This window comes from Rubinisphaera margarita (genome assembly GCF_022267515.1).
GTDB lineage: Bacteria > Planctomycetota > Planctomycetia > Planctomycetales > Planctomycetaceae > Rubinisphaera > Rubinisphaera margarita.
The window spans coordinates 260,176-282,321 of the sequence record NZ_JAKFGB010000015.1; the positions used below are offsets into that span (position 1 = coordinate 260,176).

At 59.2% G+C, this 22,146-nt stretch carries 18 protein-coding genes; 8 read left to right on the forward strand and 10 right to left on the reverse strand.

The genetic code is table 11. From position 1 onward, the window contains the following. The first annotated feature begins 54 nt into the window (after positions 1-54). Together lpxC and L1A08_RS17380 are read left to right on the forward strand one after the other, a co-directional pair. Positions 55-927 (forward strand): UDP-3-O-acyl-N-acetylglucosamine deacetylase, encoded by an 873-nt coding sequence (lpxC, locus tag L1A08_RS17375; RefSeq protein ID WP_238757787.1) that lies wholly within the window; start codon positions 55-57, stop codon positions 925-927. A 76-nt stretch (positions 928-1,003) separates the two neighbouring features. Then, on the forward strand, positions 1,004-2,059 hold the full coding sequence (locus tag L1A08_RS17380) for a Gfo/Idh/MocA family oxidoreductase (protein WP_238757788.1): 1,056 nt from the start codon (positions 1,004-1,006) through the stop codon (positions 2,057-2,059). An 889-nt stretch (positions 2,060-2,948) separates the two neighbouring features. Here the strand turns inward: L1A08_RS17380 and L1A08_RS17385 are convergent. The 4 genes from L1A08_RS17385 to L1A08_RS17400 form a co-directional block, all read right to left on the reverse strand. Continuing rightward, complete coding sequence (locus L1A08_RS17385) at positions 2,949-4,157, reverse strand: inositol-3-phosphate synthase (protein WP_238757789.1); 1,209 nt, start codon at positions 4,155-4,157, stop codon at positions 2,949-2,951. A gap of 80 nt (positions 4,158-4,237) precedes the next feature. Then, complete coding sequence (locus tag L1A08_RS17390) at positions 4,238-6,220, reverse strand: phospho-sugar mutase (RefSeq protein WP_238757790.1); 1,983 nt, start codon at positions 6,218-6,220, stop codon at positions 4,238-4,240. 63 nt (positions 6,221-6,283) lie between these two features. Continuing rightward, positions 6,284-7,012: a Bax inhibitor-1/YccA family protein gene (locus L1A08_RS17395; protein WP_238757791.1), complete on the reverse strand. Its 729-nt coding sequence runs from the start codon at positions 7,010-7,012 to the stop codon at positions 6,284-6,286. A gap of 819 nt (positions 7,013-7,831) precedes the next feature. Then, the gene (locus L1A08_RS17400) at positions 7,832-9,142 is read right to left on the reverse strand and encodes a glycoside hydrolase family 15 protein (protein WP_238757792.1); all 1,311 of its coding nucleotides are present in this window, start codon (positions 9,140-9,142) and stop codon (positions 7,832-7,834) included. A 195-nt stretch (positions 9,143-9,337) separates the two neighbouring features. On the opposite strand from L1A08_RS17400, the gene L1A08_RS17405 reads away from it, so the two are divergent. Together L1A08_RS17405 and L1A08_RS17410 are read left to right on the forward strand one after the other, a co-directional pair. Then, the gene (locus L1A08_RS17405) at positions 9,338-9,568 is read left to right on the forward strand and encodes a hypothetical protein (protein WP_238757793.1); all 231 of its coding nucleotides are present in this window, start codon (positions 9,338-9,340) and stop codon (positions 9,566-9,568) included. 21 nt (positions 9,569-9,589) lie between these two features. Then, positions 9,590-10,228, forward strand: a complete 639-nt coding sequence (locus L1A08_RS17410; protein WP_238757794.1) for a hypothetical protein — start codon at positions 9,590-9,592, stop codon at positions 10,226-10,228. Positions 10,229-10,244: 16 nt separating this feature from the next. On the opposite strand, the gene L1A08_RS17415 is transcribed toward L1A08_RS17410, so the two are convergent. Beyond that, complete coding sequence (locus L1A08_RS17415; RefSeq protein WP_238757795.1) at positions 10,245-11,159, reverse strand: formylglycine-generating enzyme family protein; 915 nt, start codon at positions 11,157-11,159, stop codon at positions 10,245-10,247. Between the two features lie 125 nt (positions 11,160-11,284). Here L1A08_RS17415 and L1A08_RS17420 point away from each other — a divergent pair, with 125 nt between their 5' ends. The 3 genes from L1A08_RS17420 (at position 11,285) to L1A08_RS17430 (ending at position 14,719) form a co-directional block, all read left to right on the forward strand. After that, on the forward strand, positions 11,285-11,782 hold the full coding sequence (locus L1A08_RS17420) for a 3-hydroxyacyl-ACP dehydratase FabZ family protein (RefSeq protein ID WP_238757796.1): 498 nt from the start codon (positions 11,285-11,287) through the stop codon (positions 11,780-11,782). 77 nt (positions 11,783-11,859) lie between these two features. Then, the gene (locus tag L1A08_RS17425) at positions 11,860-13,266 is read left to right on the forward strand and encodes a sulfatase family protein (protein WP_238757797.1); all 1,407 of its coding nucleotides are present in this window, start codon (positions 11,860-11,862) and stop codon (positions 13,264-13,266) included. A 136-nt stretch (positions 13,267-13,402) separates the two neighbouring features. Beyond that, on the forward strand, positions 13,403-14,719 hold the full coding sequence (locus L1A08_RS17430) for an NAD(P)/FAD-dependent oxidoreductase (protein WP_238757798.1): 1,317 nt from the start codon (positions 13,403-13,405) through the stop codon (positions 14,717-14,719). A gap of 479 nt (positions 14,720-15,198) precedes the next feature. Here L1A08_RS17430 and L1A08_RS17435 read toward each other — a convergent pair whose 3' ends face one another. The 4 genes from L1A08_RS17435 to L1A08_RS17450 all read right to left on the reverse strand — a co-directional run bounded on the left by L1A08_RS17435 (position 15,199) and on the right by L1A08_RS17450 (position 19,145). Then, the gene (locus L1A08_RS17435) at positions 15,199-16,707 is read right to left on the reverse strand and encodes an aldehyde dehydrogenase family protein (RefSeq protein WP_238757799.1); all 1,509 of its coding nucleotides are present in this window, start codon (positions 16,705-16,707) and stop codon (positions 15,199-15,201) included. Between the two features lie 162 nt (positions 16,708-16,869). Then, entirely contained in the window at positions 16,870-17,034 is a 165-nt protein-coding gene (locus L1A08_RS17440) for a hypothetical protein (protein WP_238757800.1), read from the reverse strand. A 136-nt stretch (positions 17,035-17,170) separates the two neighbouring features. Further along, positions 17,171-17,338 (reverse strand): hypothetical protein, encoded by a 168-nt coding sequence (locus tag L1A08_RS17445; protein ID WP_238757801.1) that lies wholly within the window; start codon positions 17,336-17,338, stop codon positions 17,171-17,173. A gap of 118 nt (positions 17,339-17,456) precedes the next feature. Beyond that, positions 17,457-19,145, reverse strand: coding sequence for a tetratricopeptide repeat protein (locus L1A08_RS17450; RefSeq protein WP_238757802.1), 1,689 nt, complete (start codon positions 19,143-19,145; stop codon positions 17,457-17,459). 176 nt (positions 19,146-19,321) lie between these two features. Between L1A08_RS17450 and L1A08_RS17455 the strand changes: the two genes are divergently transcribed. Continuing rightward, the gene (locus tag L1A08_RS17455) at positions 19,322-20,260 is read left to right on the forward strand and encodes a leucine-rich repeat domain-containing protein (protein ID WP_238757803.1); all 939 of its coding nucleotides are present in this window, start codon (positions 19,322-19,324) and stop codon (positions 20,258-20,260) included. Between the two features lie 8 nt (positions 20,261-20,268). On the opposite strand, the gene L1A08_RS17460 is transcribed toward L1A08_RS17455, so the two are convergent. Next, on the reverse strand, positions 20,269-21,795 hold the full coding sequence (locus L1A08_RS17460) for an FAD-dependent oxidoreductase (RefSeq protein WP_238757804.1): 1,527 nt from the start codon (positions 21,793-21,795) through the stop codon (positions 20,269-20,271). Positions 21,796-22,146: the final 351 nt, after the last annotated feature.

Consider the following 22,146-nt stretch of genomic DNA (forward strand, 5'->3'; position numbering starts at 1 on the left):
ATCGACTCGCTTTTTTCATTCCCAGCCGCCTCCCGGAAGTCAGGAGCGAGATTCATGCCCGGTCGATTCCAGCAGACGATATCCCGCTCCACGTCCGTAAAAGGATTCGGGCTGTTCACGAATGCGGATGTCTGTGTCACGTTCCAGCCAGCTGGCGAAAATCATGGCATCGTTTTTCAACGCGTCGATCTTCCGGGGCAGCCGAAAATCAAAGGCTGTATCACCAACATCGCCGCCGAAGAACGACGCACGAAGCTGCTCGAAGGATCCGCGTCTGTCGAAATGGTGGAGCATGTGCTCGCCGCCCTGGCTGGACTGCGGATCGACAACTGCCTGATTCAGGTGGACGCCCCCGAACTGCCGGGTTGCGATGGATCGGCGTTGCCGTACGCGGCGGCGCTGCTCGATGGCGAGCCGGTTCAACAGGCGGCTCGCCGAAAAATGGTCGTGCTGAAAGAGAACAGTGTTCTCGAAGATGAGGATGCGGTCATTACCGCCGGCCCCTACTTCAGTGGACTGCGACTCAGTTACGACCTCAACTACGGAGCCGACTCGGTGATTCCGGCTCAGCTGGCGGATTTCTCCATCGATCCGGTGACGTTCGCATCCAGCATCGCCGGGGCTCGCACATTTGTGCTGGAAAAAGAAATCGTTTACCTGCGAAGCCGGGGCTACGGAGAGAAGGTGTCGACCTCGGACCTGCTGGTTTATGGTCAGGACGGGCCGGTCGACAACGAACTGCGTGCCCACAACGAATGCGCCCGGCACAAGCTGCTCGACTGCCTGGGCGATCTATCCCTCTGCGGCTGCGATGTGCAGGGGCACATTCGCGCCTTCCGCAGCGGGCATCGACACAATCATCAGCTGGCCAGACTGGTTTACGATCTGGCTCAAAAGAAGACATCCGCTGTAGAGCGGGCCGCATAGGCCGGGGCGACCGCTTTCCGACACCACATCCTCATGGCTTCCTGGCTGAACGACGAGATTTGAGGGAGAGTATATTATGGGTCAACTGAAACCAATTCGTATGGCTGTCATTGGCGTCGGCGCTTTGGGGCGTCATCACGCCCGTATTCTGGCCGGGATGCAGGGAGTCGATCTGGTCGCCGTCGCCGATCCGAATGCGGCTCAGGCACAGGCCGTCGCCGAACAGCATCAGACTGACTGGGTCACCGACTACACCGAGATCCTCGATCAGGTCGATGCTGTCTCGCTGGTCGCTCCCACGTTCCTGCATTACGAAATCGCAGCCGACTGCCTGGCACGCGGAAAAGACATTCTGGTCGAGAAGCCCCTGACCGCCGATGTTCCTCAGGCGCAGAAGCTGACCGAACTCTCGCTCGATCACGACTGTATTCTTCAAGTCGGACACATTGAACGGTTCAATCCCGCGTTCGAAGTTCTCTGCGATTCGATCACTTCAGTGCCGCGATACATTCGAGCCGAGCGGCTCAGCCCGTTCCCGTTCCGTTCGCTCGACATCGGAGCCGTGCACGATCTGATGATTCACGATATCGAACTCGTGCTGCATCTGACCGGTTCGATGCCCACTCTGGTGGAGTCGTTCGGTTCCCGGTTGATGGGAGCACACGAAGACACCGTGCAGACTCGCCTGCATTTCGCCGGCGGCTGTATTGCCGATATCACGGCGAGCCGCGTCAATCCGGAACCGCGTCGCTGCATCAGCGTCTGGACGAACACGGAGAACATTTCGGCTGACCTGCAGACGCGGTCCGTTTCGATTCACCGTCCGACGTCGAAGCTGCTCAACGGGCCGGCGATGGAAGACCGGATGCGAGCCGGTGAAGATGTTACCGAACTCAAGACCCGCGTCTTCAGCGAGTTCATTGAAACGGAAACCGTTCAGGCTTCGGCCGAGGACGCATTGACCGCTGAGCTGCAGGAATTCACCGAATGTGTCCGCAGCCGTCAGCAGCCGCGAGTCGATGGCAAGGAAGGCACAATGGCCGTGCAGACCGCCGAACGTGTCTTGCAGTCGATGCTAAAAAACTGCGTCAACCACCGCGCCAAAGCTGCCGGCGAAGCCCGCGCGGCGTAGAGTCGACTCCCGGAACGACAAGATGCCGCCGCGACAAGTCCTCACTCGGAGTGGCCCTGATAGCTGTGCGATCAGGGCGGCGCAGCCGGGGGAGAATGCCCCTGCTGCGTTCCTCAACTTGCGGCGTTCCCGTTGTCTTGGGGGTGACCACATCGTCTGTTGATGGCAACGTCCAATCCCGTACTCCGACGGCTTCGCCGCCCCGAAAGAATCTTTCGGGGCCACCCCTGTTTGTGGTCGCGTTGGGGAACAACCGTCGCTGAAGACAAGCCTCCTGTTGCTGCGCAATACAGAGATGAATCTTTGTACCATCCTTACGGAATCCGGCGGGCAACTCGCATCCGGGTGGCCCTGATAGCTGTGCTATCAGGGCGGCGGAGCCGTGGGAGAATGCCGTTGGGCGAGGGTGTCGATTCCGTGCTGCTTCGTCTTCTGCGTGAGCGATGTCCCTCACCAGGACCTCGGGTCCAATCCCGTACTCCGACGGCTTCGCCGCCCCGAAAGAATCTTTCGGGGCCACCCCTGTTGTGGTCGCTTTGGAGAAGAACCGCCTCTGAAGACAAGCCTCCTGTTGCTGCGCAATACAGAAATGAATCTCTGTACCATCCTTACGGAATCCGGCGGGCGACTCGCATCCGGGGGGCCCTGATAGCTGTGCTATCAGGGCGGCGGAGCCGTGGGAGAATGCCGTTGGGCGAGGGTGTCGATTCCGTGCTGCTTCGTCTTCTGCGTGAGCGATGTCCCTCACCAGGAACTCGGGTCCAATCCCGTGCTCCGACGGCTTCGCCGCCCCGAAAGAATCTTTCGGGGCCACCCCTGATGGTGATTCGCGAGCGTGGGCATGCCACCCTCCGGCGCGCTATTAACAGAGAGGCGTCGCGACGAGTTGTTACTCGATCGTATCGACGACCCATTGTTGCAGCATTTCAAACTGCTGGGCGAACTCGGGGGAGCAGCTGCCCATGGGGCTTTTGAAGAAGCAGGCCAGGTGTTCCTGGATGCCGGCGTTGCCACGGCTGCGTTCGAATTGTGTCAGTCGCACGAGATCGAGCACCAGCGGGGCAGCCAGAATCGAGTCACAGCCCTGCCAGGTAAACTGCATTGTCATTGGCGTATTCAGGAAGCCCTGGAAGTGGATGTGGTCCCAGGCAGTTTTCCAGTCGCCGAGCGATTCGATGTACTCGATCGACACCAGAGACTGCGGTTTGTAGCCCAGAATTTCGGTCAGCAGATGATCCTTCGAGCGGACCTTGGTCTGCTTGTTGATCGGGTCGTTCAGCACGACGCCGTCCATATTGCCGAAGATGTTGTGACCGACCCAGCTCTGCACGCGCAGGTTTCGGGCGGCGAACATCGGAGCAAGCACCGACTTCAACAGTGTCTCACCGGTTTTGCCGTCGCGACCGCAGTGCAGCGACCCGGTTTCCTCCGCCAGTTCGATGAGAGCGGGCAAGTCGGCTCCGATCGACGGGGTGAAGTTCACGAACGAACAACCGGCCTGAAACGCGGCGATCGCATACAGCGAGCTGGCCGGCAGGGGAGACGCTTCACTCGCTTCGAGCAGTTCACCGAGCTCATTCCAGGTATCGGGAATGACCGTCAGATCGACCGGGGGTTCCGTCGAAGCCAGGTTGACGACGATCACGTGTTCCAGATCGTGTTTGTTCTGGAAGTCTTCGAGATCGGTCTGAATGCGCTCGACGGCCGCAGCTGGCGATTCGCCGTGCGATTCTCGGGTTCGAGCCGAGGACAGGGCTTCGATCGTGCTGCCGACATTGATCAGCGTCCCGGGCTGGACGTTCTTGTCGTACTCGGCAAGCAGATCGTCGACCTGATCGAGCAGTTCCGGCGTGAAGATGCGGGACTTCTGATAGAGCTCCCGGGCCGCTTCCGCGTAGGAGAAGTCGCGGATCTCGTGGCCGCCGACGATGAAGGTGTCCCAGTCGGCGAGCGGGAGTTCGTCAAACAATGGCAGCGAGGTGACGAGCCCGGTCTGGGGAGCGACACCCTTCTGCAATCCTGCGAGACCGACCGCGACGGTGGTCGAAACTCCGCCCCAGGCACCAATAAACCAGATTCCCGTTTTCTTCTTCGTCATGTTCAGTTTTCAATTGCGTCGTGGAGACTGGGGAGGGAAGAGGTGAGGGGGAGGCTCTCAACTATTCATTATTCGCCGGATTACCTCTGACCGACAAGGGTCGCCAGCTGGACTTCGATCCAATGCATCAGGTCGTTCTGCACGGCTGCGTAAACGTCTTTGGTCGCTTCCTTGACCTCATCAAGTGACTTATCGCCCACCTGGCTGCTCACGAACATGTAGAACTTGATCTTCGGCTCGGTGCCGGACGGACGAACCGCAATGCGGACCGAACGCTCACCCGGAGCAGAGGTGAAGAACAGCAGATTTCCGCTCGGCTGGGGCAGCTCTTCGCTCTTCTGATTGCCCGGCAGATTGCGGACTTCGTGCTGTCCGTAGTCCTTCACTGTTGCCAGTTGAATGCCGCCCAGTTCGGTCGGCGGGCTGGTGCGGAAGGCCTGCATCAAAGCATCGATCTGAGCTTTCCCGCTGGAGCCGGTGCAGACCTGCGACTTCTGCCCTTCGAGGAAGAAGCCGAGTTCGGCGTAGAGTTCATCGAGCCGGTCGAGCAGACTCTTGCCATCCTGCTGAAGTTCAGCGGCAGCTTCGCAGAGGTACAGCGACGCGATCCCGGCGTCTTTGTCGCGGGCGTAGGTTCCGGCGAGGAAGCCGAGCGACTCTTCGGCTCCGAACACGAACTTGTCCGGTCCACCGGCGTCCATCGCTTCGCCAATGTATTTGAAGCCGACAAGCAGATTGTCGATGACCTTGAGGCCGTGACTCTCGGCGATTGCACCGATCAGCGGAGTTGTGACCATCGTCTCGACCACAAAGTGATCGGAAGAGAGCGTGCCATTCTTCGCCCGCTGGCGGCAGATGTAATCGACGAGCAGGGAGCCGATCTGGTTGCCGGTGAGGTGAGTCCAGTCGCCCTGTTTGTTCTTCACGCAGACGCCCAGCCGGTCGGCATCGGGATCAGAAGCGAGAATGACGGTGGAGCCGAGCTCGTTGGCCTTTTCGATCGATTCGCGGAAGACTTCGGTCCGCTCCGGGTTCGGCATGTGCTCATCGACGTTGGGGAAGTTGCCGTTCTGTTCCCGCTGGCATTCGAGGATATGCACGCCTTTGAAGCCGGCTTTGGTCAGAATGTCGTAGCAGGCCGTTTCGCCGACCCCGTGCAGCGGGGTGTAAATGGCGTTCAACTCGCGTTGATCGCTCAGCGACATGGCGAGCACGGCGTCGTGATAGGCGTTGTCGATCTCGGAACCGATGGGGACGATTCGCTCGCTCTTGACGGCTTCGTCGAAGTCGACCATCGGGATTTCGCCGGCGTCGTACACGCAGTCGACAATTCCCTTGTCGTGTGGCGGCAGAACCTGTCCGCCGGTGTTCCAGTAAGCTTTGAATCCGTTGTCAGCCGGCGGATTGTGAGAAGCCGAGATCATCGCTCCGACATCGCAGTTCAGATGCCGCACTGAGAAGGACAGTTCCGGCGTCGAACGAGGTTCGGTGAAGTAGTAAACCTTGAGCCCGTGAGCCGCCAGAACACTGGCGGTGATCTTGGCGAATTCGGGAGACCGGTTTCGCGTATCACAGGCGACGACAGCGTTGCCGGTTTGGGGGATGCCCGACTTCTTCAGATAGGTCGCCAGCCCGTGAGCCGATTCGGCAATCGTGCGGGGATTCATGGTCGCGGAGCCGAAATCGGACATTGGTCCGCGGCGGCCGCCGGTGCCGAACGCGATCACTTCCCAGAACAGGGCGTCGACCTTGCCGAAGTCGCCCGACTCGATCAGATCGCAGATGCCCGGAACGTACTCGGCGTACTGCGGCTGGGTCAGCCAGCGTTCCACGTTCTCGCGGGCGCCTTCGGTGAGTTCATGATTGGCAGCCGCCTTCTTGACGGATTCGAGGCATTTGTCAGTGCGGGAAGCATTCATCTCGATCAGCTTTTCCTGCGGCGTGGAAGAACGGGAAGCGTGAGCCGGAAACGTTTCCGCCACTGTACCAAAGCGGCTCCCTGACTTCGACCGAATGACCGGAGCCGGCGAAAGTTCGGCCGGCGGCGAAGTCAGTTTCCTCACGAAAAAAGCCTCCAGACCGGATGATCTGAAGGCTTATCAGGTGTTTCACGCGATTAGAGGGGATCAGTCGTCACCCTGCAGAGCGATCACGACGCGGATCATGTACCAGAACATCAGGGCGACCGAAGCGAACAGAGCCAGGGCGGCACCGACGTGCTGATCGGTCCGGTAATGATGCAGCACGTTCGACGTGTCGTACAGAATGTAGCCGGCACTCAGGCCCACCATGGCGACGCTGAACCAGAAGCCGAGCGTGATTCCGCCGAACAGGACGGCAATCACAATGGCTCCCAGAGCCAGCATGCTGGCCAGGAACAGGAAGCCCCGCAGGAACGAGAAGTCGGCTCCGGTGAACATCACGAATGCCGTCAGGCCGCCGAAGACAACCAGCGTCAGAAATCCGGCCTGAGCCAAAATTTCCGGCTGTTCGAGCAGCAGAACAACATAAGAGATGAGCGGCACGAAAATGACGGCTTGCGCCACGGTGTAGAGCATCAGGCCCGCGTACTGGGTCGTCAGCGAGGTGCTGCGGGTGGCCCACCATTCGGCCAGCCAGCTGACGCCGATGAACAGGCCGAGAACGATCAGCCACTGACCGCCGACCATCATGTTCAACAGCGGGTCGTGGATTGCGGGGGTGTTGACGAAGATGTACAGCAGACCGGCAAAGACAGCGATCGCGCCGGCCAAGTGAGCGTAGGTCCGGCGGAGAAAAGCGGCCCGGTCCTCGCGAACGGCATCGATCGCGAACGGACTGGACTGCTCCATTTCGAACTCATTCGCGTAGCTCATAGAACGTTCCTCACAAAGTCTCTTTTACGGGATGCACGGCCGGAACAGCCGCACGATAGGGTGGGTGCGAAATCCTGAATATTGTATCGCCATCCTCCCTCGGCAGGAAAACAATATCCGTGAAATTTTGACCACTCCGGGGAAATGTCTCCCTCGGGGCCGGAGGATGGAAATCGATCTCACGCAAAGACGCCAGGCCGCAAAGGGGGGGGGGGCAACAAGACCTCTCATCGAGCATCAACTTCCGTAGGGATGGCCCAGACGAGTGCGTCTGGGTGACGCAGTCACAAGAAGTCGGTCACCAGCGTAATCACTCGGGTCTCTGACCCTGATCCATATTGGCACCAGGTTCAGTACACAATCGTAATCGACAGCGGGTGGCCCGTCCGTTACGGACGGGTGACGAAGTCACAAGAGGCTGCGCCATGGACGAGATTTCTTCGAAACCGGATGATGTCAATTCCTAAGACGCGGATGGCGCAGCCTCTTGTCGCTGGCGCGACTCGCCCGCTCAGGCGGACGGGCCACCCGTCCAATCTTGATGCGTAGGGGATCGCCGTCAGGCAGATTCCAGCAAAGGCGCGTTCCATGCGGAAATACGCTCGCACGTGTTCCACCCTGTCAGCGAATCCCAACCCGAAGCGTGAGCGAGGGCGCAGCGGACGCTGAACGTCAGCCAGAACCGCGTCAATAACATCTCGCGCCGAACGAAGATCGAGTCGATGAACACCTTCTTCTTGTGGCGTTGCCACCCAGACGCATGCGTCTGGGCCATCCCTGCCGTTTCGGGTTGGGAGGGGTTCGACGCGAGGGGTTAGCTTACTCGACTCCGATGGAGTGTTTCATCCAGGCGACGGATTGCAGCAGGTTGGCTTGAGTCCACAGGAGTGGGGTGATGTCGTTCGGGACGTACTTGCCGTGCTCCATGTAGTACGACTCGGGGCACTTCAGGGCTCCGTAGCGGCTGTCTTCCGGGGTGAGTTGTGACAGGGCCCGCTGGAAGTATTTCATCTGCTCCTTGAGGTCGGCTTCGTTGCCTGACTCGGCGTAGCGGCGGCCGTAGATGACCGAGATGATCGGATCGAAGATGCACCACTGGGCTTCCTGGCCGGGGATCAGCAGGGCATCTCGTTCGGCCTGGTTATCGCTGAAATCGTCGGTCCGCTTTTCGGGAGAGAGCTTTTCCTTGTAGTCGGCACACCAGTAGGAATCGCCCAGATACCGGCGGATGCCGAACTCGCCCTGCAGGTGGGTTTTTACGTTGTTCAGAATCGTGTCGGCCATTTCGCCCTTCACGATTTGCAGGGGCTCAATCAGGAAGAGCAGGGCGGCGTCGTACTTCCGGTTCTTCTGCGGATCGTTCTGGATGCACTCATATGGCAGGATCGCATTCAGGGCGTGCCGGCCGCGGGTGATGGCGTCTTCCAGCACGTCGACCCGTTCGCAGGATTTCATGTCTTCCGGGAAGAGCTCGGGGCGTTCGTCGTACAGCTGGCTGAACTCCAGCAGACCAGCCGTGGCGGTGCCGATGCTCGAGGCGGCGATCTTGCGGACTTCTTCCCAGTGTCCGCTGTCTTCGTCTTCCCAGAACTGGATGGCATGCAGCGTGCGCACGAACAGGCCGAGAAGTTCCATCTGTTCGCTGGTCGGTTCCAGATCGTGAACGCGAATCAGCCGGCAGAAGACCCAGAGAAAGTAGCCGAGGGCGTCGTTTTGTGCGTGAGCCCACTGCTGATCGAGTTCGGCCAGTCCTTCGCCGCCGAAGCGAATGTGTGGCCGCTGCATCGGGTCGTTCGGATCGCTGGTTCCGTCGATGATCCTGTCGAACCGGTGCCGATACTGAATGAAGTAGTTGGCCAGTGTTTTCAGGCAGTTGACGGCTTTGTCGACCTGTCCACCAGCGTAGAGTCCGTACGAAACGAGGACGTTGTCGCGGACCCAGCAGTTGGAGTAGCCTGTGTACTCGGTGTCTTCCTGCAGAGCCAGAGCAGCCGGGAAGAGGTGATTGCTCAACTGGGGGAATTCCAGCGTGCCCGCCTGCATGAGGATCGCCTCGAGTTTCTGCAGGTCTTCCGGGGAGTAGGACTCTTTGAGAAACGGTTGAATGGCAGAGGCTTGAGCGGTCGGCATGAGCAGCGGATCCTTCACGAAACGGTTTGTCCGAGGTCTCTTCGCATCCTAGCTCAGCCCCTGCGGCGACTCAACGGCGGTTTGGCCGTTCGGGTCGGTTCCTTTCGCATCCAGAAATGCCGATCAGAACATTGCCGCCACCTGTTTCGATGGATACTCTGAAGGGGCCCCTGATCACCTCCTGGAGAACGTCCTGTGACGAGCACCGCGAAAGTCCTCTCCGTTCTCGTCTGTACCAGCGTATTCGCCACGCTGGGATTGACCGCCGGATATCTCGTTACCGAGTCGATTCCGAGAGCCGACGGGACGATCCTGCTCGTCAGTTACCTCATCGCCCCCGCCGTTGGGGCCCTGGCTGGCTTCGTGCTTTCGATTTCGACGATCCGGACGTTCGATCCGGATGGGTTTACTCCGCCGAAGAACTAATCATTTCGAGAGCCCTTGGATATGAACGCGCAGAAACCTGCTAAGTGGCGATTCCTGACTCGACTCCTCGGAATTCTTCTCGGGCTGGCCGTCCTGGTGGCATTATGTGACGCGTTTTTTCCATTCTTCCTGCGCTCCGGTGTAGTTTTTTCCGGCTACCGATGGACCGTGTATCCGACTGGAAACAGTGTGGATGACAGCAGTTCGGCACAAGAGGGACTGGCCTATGACGGAAACATCAAGGTGCTCTCACTGATCTATTACGAGCAACTGGCAAGCGTAGACAGAGAACAAGTTGGCGAAGCCTATTGCCACGTATTGCTCGACCTCCCACCGGAAGGCGTTTTGCGGATCACAGGCGGCGGGGGGTCGGATGTGGCCAACTTCGACAACTATAAGAAGGCCAATCTTCTACTTCCGGGAGACGACGGCGAATCACCACTGAAGATTGAAGTCAGGGTCCGCGTTCGTTTCTCTGATGGTCAAGTCGTGGTGAACGTGGGAGACCAGACCGCCCAGATTACTGTGGCATCAGGTAACGTCCTCACTGTTCGAATTGGAGCTGATGGCCGCATACTTGAATCAGACCGCTTCGTGGAGCATATTCCGCATGAGCTCAGCTCCGAAGATGTTGCACGAATCGTCGTTACGAATGAATGACGCAGGAACGACATTCCTATTCATTTGAAGGGTTCACCGCTTCTGGGCGACTTTGTTCGACAACCGGTTCCATCACCACTCGAAACCCGTGTGAGTTTCCTCTCCGTGAGGGGAGAATGTTGTCGCGAAACGACGCGCTGGCGGCTTTGAAGGCGTGTCCGCCGCCGCGGAGGACTTTGGCGTCTTCCAGCGGAACGTCCGGGCCGGTTGGGTCCTCGATCGGATTGTCGGGGCCCGACTGTTCGAGGCATTCGGCGTAGTAGCCTTCGGTGTGCCAGTCGCTGCACCATTCGAGCACGTTGCCGTGCATGTCGAACAGTCCCCACGGATTCGGCGGGTAAGAGCCGACAGGCATCGGGTGTCCCACATCGCCGAGAAAGTTTGCCAGCTTCGGATCGTGGACGTCGCCGTACGAGAACCTCGTGGTGGTGCCGGCCCGGCAGGCGTATTCCCACTCCGCTTCGGTCGGGAGACGGTACGTTCGACCAGCCGCGACTTCTTCAGGCAGGCGGGAGAGCTCTTCGCAGAAACGATGAGCTTCGTACCAGTTCACGAATTCCACCGGAAGCTGGTCGGTGTCGTAGCGGCTGACGGCGTCCGCACCGCGGCCCCCGGGCGAAAATTCACTGGGATTCTCGCCGGTGACCGCTTCGTACTGAGCCTGCGTCACTTCGAACTGCCCCAGCCAGAATGACTCTGTGATTTCCACCGGATGCGCGGGCTTCTCGTCCCGTTCGGCAAGCAAATCCCCGTCGAGGGCTCCCATGGTGAAGGTTCCCGCCGGAATTTCGACGAACCGCATGCCGACCGAGTTCGTGACCGTCGGCACATCGGGCAGCGGGGGCTTCTCCTGTGCACAGCCGGCGAGCACTGCCAGCAGACCGGACAGAAAAATTCCGGGAACAGAATGGAGAAACGAGCATTCGCACATGATTCGCATTTTCCTCGATAAGGACTTATTCTATTCTTTGGCGATCCATTCACGAATCCTCCGACGGCTAAGATTTCAGCCGTCCAGAACCCCCATTAACGGGCATGCAGAAAGGAGCCGCGGTCATGCCGCCTCGTCCTCTCTTCGACATCGAACAATTCGACTACAGCAACCCGCTGTATACTCTGGACGAAATCCGTAAGGTCAACCCTCAGCGGCACGAGATGGAGCAGCTGACGGCGGTCGTCCACGTGGATGAGGAGAACGACAGCGTCGTCGGCTTCAAAGACGTGACCGAGAACGAGTTCTGGTGCACCGGACACATGCCGGGGTTCCCGCTCATGCCGGGCGTTGTTCTCTGTGAATGTGCGGCTCAGCTGGCCGGCTTCTATGCCCGGAAATACGATCTGCTGGGCGGAGATTATCTCGGCTTCGGGGGGATGGATGACGTCCGCTTCCGGGCTCCAGTTTACCCCAACTCTCGGCTCATTCTCGCCGCTGTGACGCGAAACGTTCGTTTCCGCAAGCGGGCGGAATTCGAGTTCCAGGGGTTCGTCAACGGCCAGATGGTCTTCAGCGGCCATATGATCGGCGTATCGATCAATCGCGGAACCGGTCTGTAGGACCGATCCCCGTAAAGGAATCCCGTCGTTCGGCAGGACGCCATTCCTCAGTCATCTCGTCTGATCTGGAGTAAATTATGGTCCTGTCCCGATTGTGGATGCTTGTCGCTGCGCTTTTTCTCGCCGGAATGGCCGATCTGAACGCAGCCGAGAAGCCGGAAAATCGACCGAATGTCGTCCTGCTGATGTGCGACGATCTCGGCTATGGAGATCTGACCTGCTTCAATGCCGAATCTCCGATCAAAACCCCGCACATTTGCGAGATGGCGGCTGCCGGACTGAAGTTCACCCGCTTCTACGCGGCGGCTCCGGTTTGCAGTCCGACGCGAGGATCCTGCCTCACCGGGCGACATCCTCATCGTTATGGCATCTATTACGCCAACACCGGCCACATGCTGCCCGGGGAGATTACGCTGCCGGAACTTCTCCGGGACGCCGGCTACACGACCGGTCACTTCGGCAAATGGCATCTGGGAACGCTGACGACGGAAGTTCCGGACGCCAATCGGGGCGGGCCGAAGAATCCGCAGCTTTTCGCCCCGCCGCAGGAGCACGGCTACGACGTCTGCTTCGTGACCGAATCGAAGGTGCCTACGTACGATCCGATGATCGCACCCAAACGGGCCAACAAAACCAGCTGGGACCCCCTGCAGAAAGGGGACCCGACGGTCGCCTACGGAACCCGCTACTGGAATGAGAAGGGAGAGGAAGTCACCGACAATCTCTCCGGCGATGATTCTCGCGTCATGATGGACCGGGCCATCCCTTTCATTCAGGCAGCCGTGGAGAATGAACGGCCATTTCTGGCGACGATCTGGTTTCACGCTCCCCATCTTCCTGTGGTGGCTGACCGGAAGTATGGCGAGATCTATCCGGGGCTGAAGAATCATCCGCGGAACTATTATGGCTGCATCAGTGCGGTTGATGAGCAGGTCGGACGATTGCGGCAGAAGCTGCGTGAATTCGGTGTCGCGGAGAACACGATGGTCTGGTTCTGCTCCGACAACGGCCCGGAAGGAAACGACAGATCCCCGGGACTGGCGGGTGGGCTGAAGGGGCGGAAGCGATCGCTGTATGAAGGCGGGATTCGTGTTCCGGGGATCCTGGAATGGCCCGCCGTGGTGCAGTCCGGAACAGAAACCGATGTTCCGGCGGTGACCAGTGACTATCTGCCGACGATTCTGGACGTGCTCGGCCTCACACTGCCGGAGGATCGCCCGTACGACGGCATCTCTCTGCTGCCGGTCATTCGCGGCGAGGTGGCGGCGCGGGGCGTGCCGATCGGCTTTCAGTCGAAAAACCAGATCGCACTGACAGGCGATCACTACAAGCTCTACTCAGGCAATTCCGGGAAGACGTGGGAATTGTACGATCTGATCCAGGACCCGGGCGAGCAGCAGGACCTGGCCGCCGAGGAACCGGAAATTGTCCAACGAATGCAAGAGGCGGCCCTCAAATGGGTTGCGTCATGTGAGAAGGAATAGTCGTTCAGACAACTATTTTTGAAGAACGTGCTTGGATCCTGCCGATTGAAGGATAAGATAGTACGGATCGGTTCGGACACGGCTCGATTTTCCGCAGGACGCCCATTGCTGGTCTTCCAAAAAACAGGCTGAAGATATGATTCAAATTGCTCCCAGTACTCAATGTCCCTATATGAATACGCCGGTTCAGGATCAGTACGATGTGCTGGTCCTCGGCGGTGGTCCCGGCGGCGCGACTTGTGCGGCTCTGCTGGCCGAAGGAGGCAAACGGGTCCTGTTGCTCGAGCGGGGGCTGACGCCGCGCTTTCATGTCGGCGAGTCGCTGTTACCGAAGTGCTATCCCACGCTGCAGAGGCTTGGTCTGCTGGAAACGATGAAGCAATCGGCCTTTCCGAAGAAGTACAGCGTGCAGTTCGTGACCGAAATGGGCAAAGTCACCAGGCCGTTCTACTTCGACGACTATATTCCGCACGAATCGTCTCAGACCTGGCAGGTGGAACGAGGCGACTTCGACGCTCTGCTGCTCGGCAAGGCCGCCGAGTTTGGAGCCGATGTTCGAACCAATGCCCAGGTGATGGATGTGCTGTTCGAAGGGAAACGCGCAGTCGGAGCGAAAGTCAGACTCAAGAACGCCGATGCGGGCGATGACGTCCGCGAGATTCGAGCCGATCTCGTTGTCGACGCCTCGGGGCAGTCGGCCGTGATCGCAACGCGGCTGGGCGTGAAAAAATCCGATCCTCTGCTTAAGAAGGGGACCATCTGGGGCTACTTCGAGAACGCGGTTCGCGACGAAGGCCGCGATGAGGGAGCCACGCTCATCATGCAGACGGCCGGGAAGAGTTCCTGGTTCTGGTACATTCCCCTGTCGAACAACATTGTCAGCGTCGGCTGCACCGGCAGCATGAAATATATGTTCTCCGGAGACGGCTCCACTCCCGCGGACGTCTTCCAGCGTGAACTTGCCAAGTGCCCCGAAATGCAGCGTCGACTCGAGCCGGCGACGCAGTACGGGGAGTTCAAAACGACGAAGGATTTCTCGTATCGAGCCCAGCAGACCGTTGGCGAAGGCTGGGTCCTTATCGGCGACGCCTTCGGGTTTATCGATCCGGTTTATTCCTCGGGCGTGCTGCTGGCGATGGCCTCGGCGGAAATGGCGGCCGATGCGATTCTGGACGGATATCAGAAGAACGACCTGTCGCCGGAGCAACTCGGCCGCTGGAATGACAATTACACGGCCGGTCTGGAGAACTTCAAGCGGCTCGTGTACGCATTCTATGCCCCTGATTTCAGCTTCGCCGAGTTCTTCAAAGAATACCCGGACTACCGCAACCACATGATCGACATTCTCATGGGCGACGTCTTCAAGCCGGGCGTCGACGAGATCTTCGACAAGATGGGCGACGTCGTTCCGCCTTCGGATATTGAAGCAGAATCGGAAACGGTGATCGCGTAACTGCTTTCCGAGAAGGGTGCCCCACCGTCTGTTGATTGGACGCCCCATCCCATACTCCGACGGCTGCGCCGCCCCGAAAGAATCTTTCGGGGCCACCCCTCAACCACGCTTACACCACATTTGCACGGGGCTATTTGCACGAGGCTTGCCGGATGGCTCAGACGCGTGCGTCTGAGTGGCGGAGCCACAAGAGGTCGCTGACCGGCGGGTTTCGTCTATTCGGCCAGTCTCTCATGAAGCCGTTCGCCAACACTTCTCCAGCGAAAAACAGCTTCTTCCTGTGACTTCGTCACCCAGACGTGCACGTCTGGGCCATCCCGATCCGGGCGTGATGAACTATTGACGTCCCATCCCGTCCTCCGACGGCTGCGCTGCCCTGAAAGAATCTTTTGGGGCCACCTCTGTGTTGATCGAACAATGAAAAAGAGCCGGCGTCGTTGCTGACGTCGGCTCTTTTTTGTCTGACCACTGAAGTCCGCTTACAGGTGGACGGTCACAGCTTTGGTCTGGGTGTAGTTGCGGATTGCTTCGTAGCCCATTTCGCGGCCCCAGCCCGACTGCTTGTAGCCGCCGAACGGAAGCGAGGAATCGAAGACGTTGTAGCAGTTCACCCACACGGTGCCGGCTTTGAGGCGGCGGGCGATCTTGTGGCCCAGACTGATATCGCGAGTCCAGACGGCGGCGGCCAGTCCGTACTGCGTATCGTTGGCCGAGTCGACGAGCTCATCGAGATCGTCGAACGGAACCGCGGCGACGACCGGGCCGAAGATCTCCTCGCGGATGACCTTCATGTCTTTCTGCGTATCGACGAGCACAGTCGGCTCAATGAAGTACCCGCGATCGCCGGTCTTCTTACCGCCAACCACGGCCCGGGCTCCTTCTTCGAGACCGGACTCGAGATAGCCGCAGACGCGATTGTGCTGAATCTGCGAAACCATCGGTCCCATGTCGGTGTCCGGGTGCATCCCCGGGCCAACGCGGATCTGCGAAGCGGCTTCTGAGATGCCTTCGACGACGCGGTCAAACTGCTTCTTGTGCACAAACAGACGCGAGCCGGCACAGCAGCACTGACCATGGTTGAAGAAGATGGCGTTGGCAGCCCCCGGGATCGCCTGTTCGATGTCGGCGTCCGGCAGAATAATGTTCGGGCTTTTGCCGCCGAGTTCGAGCGTGATCTTCTTCAGATTCGTTTCGCCAGCTGCTTTGACGATCAGTTTGCCCACTTCAGTGGACCCGGTGAAGGCGATCTTGTCGACATCGGGATGAGCGGACAGAGCAGCTCCGGCGGTTTCGCCGTAACCGGTGATGATATTCACAACGCCCGGCGGGAAGCCGACTTCCTGAATCAGCTGTCCGAGACGAATCGCGGACATGGGCGTTTCTTCGGCCACTTTCAGGACAATCGTGCAGCCGGCCGCGAGAGCGGGAGCGAGCTTCCAGGCCGCCATGAGCAGCGGGAAGTTCCAGGGAATGATCTGTCCGACGACGCCGACCGGTTCCTGCAGCGTGTATGAATGGAACTCTTCTCCCGGCATATAGGGAACCGACAGGGACATGGTGTTCCCCTCGATCTTTGTCGCCCAGCCGGCCATATAGCGGAACATGTCGATGGCCAGGGTGACATCGCCACCAAGAGCGGCGGCTTTCGGTTTGCCGTTATCGAGTGCTTCGATCTCGGCGAACTCTTCCATGTGCTGTTCCAGCAGATCGCCAAGCTTCCACAGCAGTTTGCCACGTTCCGACGGCGTGGTGCGTGACCAGGGGCCGGTGTCAAAGGCCTTGCGGGCAGCCGCCACGGCGCGTTGAACGTCTTCGCTGTCGCCCTCAGCGACAGTGGCGATGACATCTTCGCTGGCCGGGTTGATCACGTCGAACCGCTTGCCGGAAGCGGCTTCAACCCAGTCCCCGTTGATGAGAAGTTTGTGTTGTTGTTTGAGGAACTGCTCGGTGGCCGAACTGGCGCTGGGAGCTTCCAGTGTAGTGGACATGATCGTCTCTCAATCGTTTGTGGGTTGAAGAGGGAGAAATGCTCCCGCTGTGAGCGCGGAAGTCGCCATCGACGGTTGCGTACCGTCGACGCTGGACTTCCATCATTATCCGCTGATCGGTTCGCGATGCAAACTTCAACGGGAAATTCGACCGTTCGACGCTTACTGCACCGTGCCCTCGTTCGTCACGTCGGCTGCGTCGACACCATCGCCATGGGGATTCACGTCGGCGGCCTCCTGGCCACCCCCACAACCCAGCGTCACGCCGAGCAGCAGAACCGAAAGACAGCAAAGAGTTCCCAGGCGGCTGAAAAACGAATTGATCATGACAGAGGCATCCTCGCAGAAATGACAGAAATCGGGCCTCGATCGGCAAACCTGCACGAATCGACCCAACAATATATCTCGATGCTACGAGGTCGTGTTGATTTGTCAATCAATCCGTCCGAGAGCTCCGGAAGCCTCAGTAAACATTCCCGTCATCCCGGTCGGTGCCGGGATCGCCGACCGGCTCGGGGCCATCATCGACCGGTCCCGGCGAAGGGTCGCGATTCTCGCAGCCCGTCGTGAGAAAGAGGAAACTCGCCATCAGACCGCACAGCAGGGTTTTCGATTCGAAGAACTTGAACATGATGCGAACTTTCGCAGAGAGGCCGAGGATTCGATTGCCACGAGGACGTGGAGTTCACGCCTGATGAAACACCAGCTTCGATGCTATGACAGGCCAGTTCGAAGTCAACGGGGCTTCTCTACGACGTGGACGTCAGATCGTTCCGCAGGTCAGCAATCACGCGTGACCAGTCGCCCCAGGCCGGCTGACGATACAATCGCATTGAAGGGTACCAGGGCGAGTCACTCCGGTTGAGGTGCCACCGCCAGTCGGGAAGCCAGGGCAGCAATGCCCAGGTCGGTCGCCCCATGGCTCCGGCCAGATGAGCGACCGCGGTGTCGACGGTGATGATGAGATCCAGCTGGTCGAGCAGGGCAGCAGTCTCGGCGAAGTTCGTTAGCGGAGGCGATGAAGTTTGCATGGACGCCGGCCAGCCGGAGAGTTCGTCACCCGTCGCGTCAATCTGCAAGCTCACCCATTCCACGCCGCTGATTTCGGCCAGCGGAAGCAACGTCTCCAATGCCAGCGAGCGAACATGATCCTGCGCCTGAGCCGCGTTGCCGCGCCAGCAGAGACCAATTTTCCGATCGGCTCCCGTCGACTGCCCGGCATTGCCAGCAGGTTGACTCATCGAAGCCGGGGCCTGCAGATAGGGGGCAGCCATCCCGATCTCATCGATGCTTAAGGAGAATCGGGCTCCACTGCTCATCAGCGGGAACTGGAAATCGGCTTGCGGCAGCGGATCGTCTTCCGAAAGAAACCGGTCCGCAAGCGGGAGGCCGTTCACGCGGGAGCCATTGAACAGACGCAGCATTTCGGCGGGAACACGGAAAATGGTCACGGCTTCGGACCGCTCGCGAATCAGCGGCAGAAAGCGGGCGAACATCAGGATGTCGCCGTAACCCTGATCGCAGGCAATGAGCAGTTTTTTCCCGGGAATCGGCTCGCCATCCCAGAGCGGCAACTGCTGCAGATCGTCCTGCTGAGGGATCAGTCGCAGGCGATTCTCGTAGTCCGTCCAGCCCTCCTGATACCGCTCGGTCAACAGGAGTGTACTCCCCCGATTGAACGCCGCGAGCGTCAGTTCAGGATTCAACGCAATCGCCTTGCTGAACGAGTCGATGGCTTCGTCACACCGGTGTGCGCTTCGCTGAGCGATCCCAAGATTGTTAAGGATCTCGGCTGACTTCGGGGCCTGCTGATGCGCCTGCTCGGCTGCTCGAATCGCATCCTCGATACGCCCGACGTGTTCGTACAGAAACGACAGGTTCGAGAGAAGCGCCATGTTGTCCGGCTGGCAGGCAAGCACGTCCTCGCTGAGCGTGATCGCCTGGACATAATCGTGCTGCTGAGCCGCCACGTAGGCGAGCTGGGTTTTCCACTCAATCTGAGTTTCTGCGGAGAGCGTGCCCGTTTCGAGCAGCTGGCCGATCTCCCGTGCGGCTTCGTTCCACTGTTCGGTCGAAACGAGGGACTGCATCCAGTCCTGGCGACACTGCAGATCATCGGGCAGCAGACGGACCGCTTCGCGATAGCACTTTTCAGCTTCGCGGCGATAGTTCATTTCCCACAGCAGCTTCCCGAGGTTCTGCCACGCCTGGGGATAATCCTGATTGGCCTTCAACGCCCCTTGAAAGGCCTTGACAGCTTCCTGCCGCTTGCCGAGCGACTGGTAGGCGACGCCGAGATTGTTGTGCAGATCGGCAATCTCCGGGTGACGCTCGACAATCGGCTGGAGATGCTCGACCGCCTGGGCGGCATCTCCCTTCTGCAGGAGCAGGGTGCCGAGCAGATAGCCGACGTTATCATCGGGTGTGGAGTCCAGCATTTTGCGGTACATCTTCTCAGCGGTTTGCAAATCGCCGTGTTGATGTGCCTCAGTGGCTTGCGAGAGTTGTTGATCTCGTGAAGAATCGCCCATAGTCATTCGGATCGCCTGCAGATTGTTTGTCGCCGTTGATTCGTATCTCGCCCGCATTCTAATTCATCGGGAAGTTCTCACAAATGCTGCGTTCCGCCGCTCCCGCATCTCTTCTTGTTCTCGCCCTTCTGTTGCTCACGCCCGGTTGCGACTCGGCTCCGAATGAGCAATCCGATTCGGCATCGCCTTCAGAACCGGCTCCGATGCCGGTGGCCAAAGCGATCGACGGAACCCCAGAGATCTCTATCGCCACGCTGCGGAAGCGGCTCGGTGCGAATTCTCAGGCAGAGTTTCAGAAGGCTGGCGGCCGCATCATCGCCGCGAACCTGGCTCGCTCCGGCGTGACCGATCTGGAACCGCTCAAAGGACTTCCGTTGAAGTACCTCGACCTCACCCTGCTGTCGATCGACGATCTTTCACCCCTCGCAGGGATGCCGCTGGAAGAACTGTTTCTGGAAGGGACACAGGTCACCGATCTGTCGCCGCTGAAAGGGATGCCGCTGCGGGTGTTGCGACTGGAACACACGCCAGTAAAGGACATTTCTCCACTGGCCGGCATGGAGCTCAATCGACTCGGCCTGTTTGATACCCAGGTGGAAGACATTTCGGTCGTCAAGGACATGCCGCTGGAGACGTTATGGCTGACCGAGACCCCCGTTAAGGACATTTCCGTCCTCAAGGGGAAGGTGATCGTGAGTCTCGATATCGAAAAGACATCCATTTCGGATCTGTCACCGCTGACGGGCAATCAGGAACTCAAGCGGCTCAACATCGCACACTCAGAGGTCACCGATCTGCGTCCGCTCGGAGGACTCCGTCTGGAACGTCTGATCTTCACACCGGAGAAAATCCAGCAGGGCATGGACGTCGCCCGCACGATGCTTTCACTCCGCGAGATCGGTCGCTCGTTCGAAACCATGATGGAACCTGCCCAGTTCTGGGCCACGGAAATGTCGAGTAGTCCTCCTGCTCCCGAGTCGACCTCAACTCCGGTTCCTGAGGGGACATCCGCTGGGGAGTGAGATCGGGACTACTGTGCCGACCCTGCTGGATTCTTCTGTTCCAGATCTGTCGACGGCGGCCCATAGAGGCGTTTCCCACAGGCGTTGAAGCGTCCGCCGTGAACCGGGCAGTCCCAGGTCTGTTCGGCTGCGTTCCAGTGGACGACGCCTCCCTTATGGGTACAGATGGGACTGGAACGATGTTCGCAGCCCTGCCGGTCGCGGCAGATCGCCACGAACTCGCCATCGACCTTGCCGACCTTACCCTCGCCGGGGTAAAGCGAATCAGGATCGATTTCGTCGGCGGGCAGGATGCGTTCTGAATAACTTCGCGCGGCCGCCACGTGCTCTGTCGCCAGGTTCTTGAGGCCATTCAGACCGAACCGAGCGGGCGAGAGTTCGTCCTGCAGCGGTGTGCGGCGTCCCTGAATCTGGTCGGCAATCAGCCATCCGGCAGCGGTCCCCCAGGTCAGTCCGACCCCACTAAGCCCCGTGGCGATCCAGATGTAATCGTGGCCAGGGACTTTTCCGATAATCGGCAACCCATCGACGGGCTCGAACAGCTCGGCACTCCACCGCGAGATGATGTTCTCGACCTGGTATCGCCGGTAAACATAGTCTTCCAGTTTCTGCATCGCCTTCAGCGGGTCGCCGTCCCCGGTATGGTGATCGCAGCCCCCGATCAACAGAACGCCGGGATCATCGTCGGAGGCGTGTCGCGTGTAGAAATAGGGTGATCCATTATCCCAGTAGAGGGCATCTTCCGGGGGATTACTGACACGAGCCGCGATCACGTAACTCTGATGCGGCGGGATCTGGGCATCGATCCGCAGTGGCGGCGTCATGTTGAAATGCACCGCGGTAACCAGCTGATTGAACGCGACCGATCCTGAATCGGCCCGCAGCGTACGATCATTGGAATCGAACGAGGGTTTGATGAACGTTCCTTCAAAGATTTTTCCGCCTGCTTCCGTCACGATCTCGGCGAGACGTTTCAGGTAGCCAAGGCAGTGCATGCGACCGAAGTTCTCCATGCGATACCCGCAGGCGGCATAGGGGAGCGGAAGAGACTGTTCCAGCCATTCGACATCCAGACCAATCCGGGCGGCGGCTTCGAACTCACTCCGCATCTCGTCCCGGTCTTCGGCGTACTCCGAATAGTAATAAGCGGGCACACGCTTGAAGTGCGCCTGGCCGCCACTACGGGATTCGATGGAGCGAATCGCAGTCTGCCGCAGACCGATGTATTGCTGTGCCTTATCGGTACCGAGTCGCTTGAGAAGGGCATGCGGACCCATTTCCGGATCGGCATCGACATGTCCGCTGCTGCCTCCCGTCGTCCCGGCTCCAATGACTGAAGCCTCAAGAACGGCCACTTTCATGCCCCGGGCGAGCAATTCCAGAGCGGTCGACAGCCCCGTAATGCCACCCCCGATAATCGCCACATCGACCGAAAGATCCTCGTCGAGCGTCGGATATCTCTGCTCCAGTGGAACCCAGTCGGGAATATTTGCCTGCTGCCAGTAGGAATGATGGATGCTTTTGATGTCGCTCATTGCCCAAGCCCTTCCTCTAAACGTAATTGACGTCCTCGCAGGACGCGGCTGCAGGCGCAGTTTGCCTGCGGTTCTGACAAACTGGCTAACTTCCGCAAACCATGTGCCGTTTCCGCCAGGGGCAATATCCGCGTTTCAGCGCCTCTTTGTGCTGCTGGGGCCGTGCTGAGTGTTCTGTCTCTACATCCCTGCAGACAGCGGAGAGAGCAGTTCGGACGTTCATGATCCAGCAACCCGATTCATCGAAGTTTCTGAAGACTCCCTCTGGCGAGACTGGTCACTACAATGGTCCGACGTTGAGGTCAGGACCTGTTCGGAGTAAGTTCGCTCGTTCTGACTGCTGAACCGACT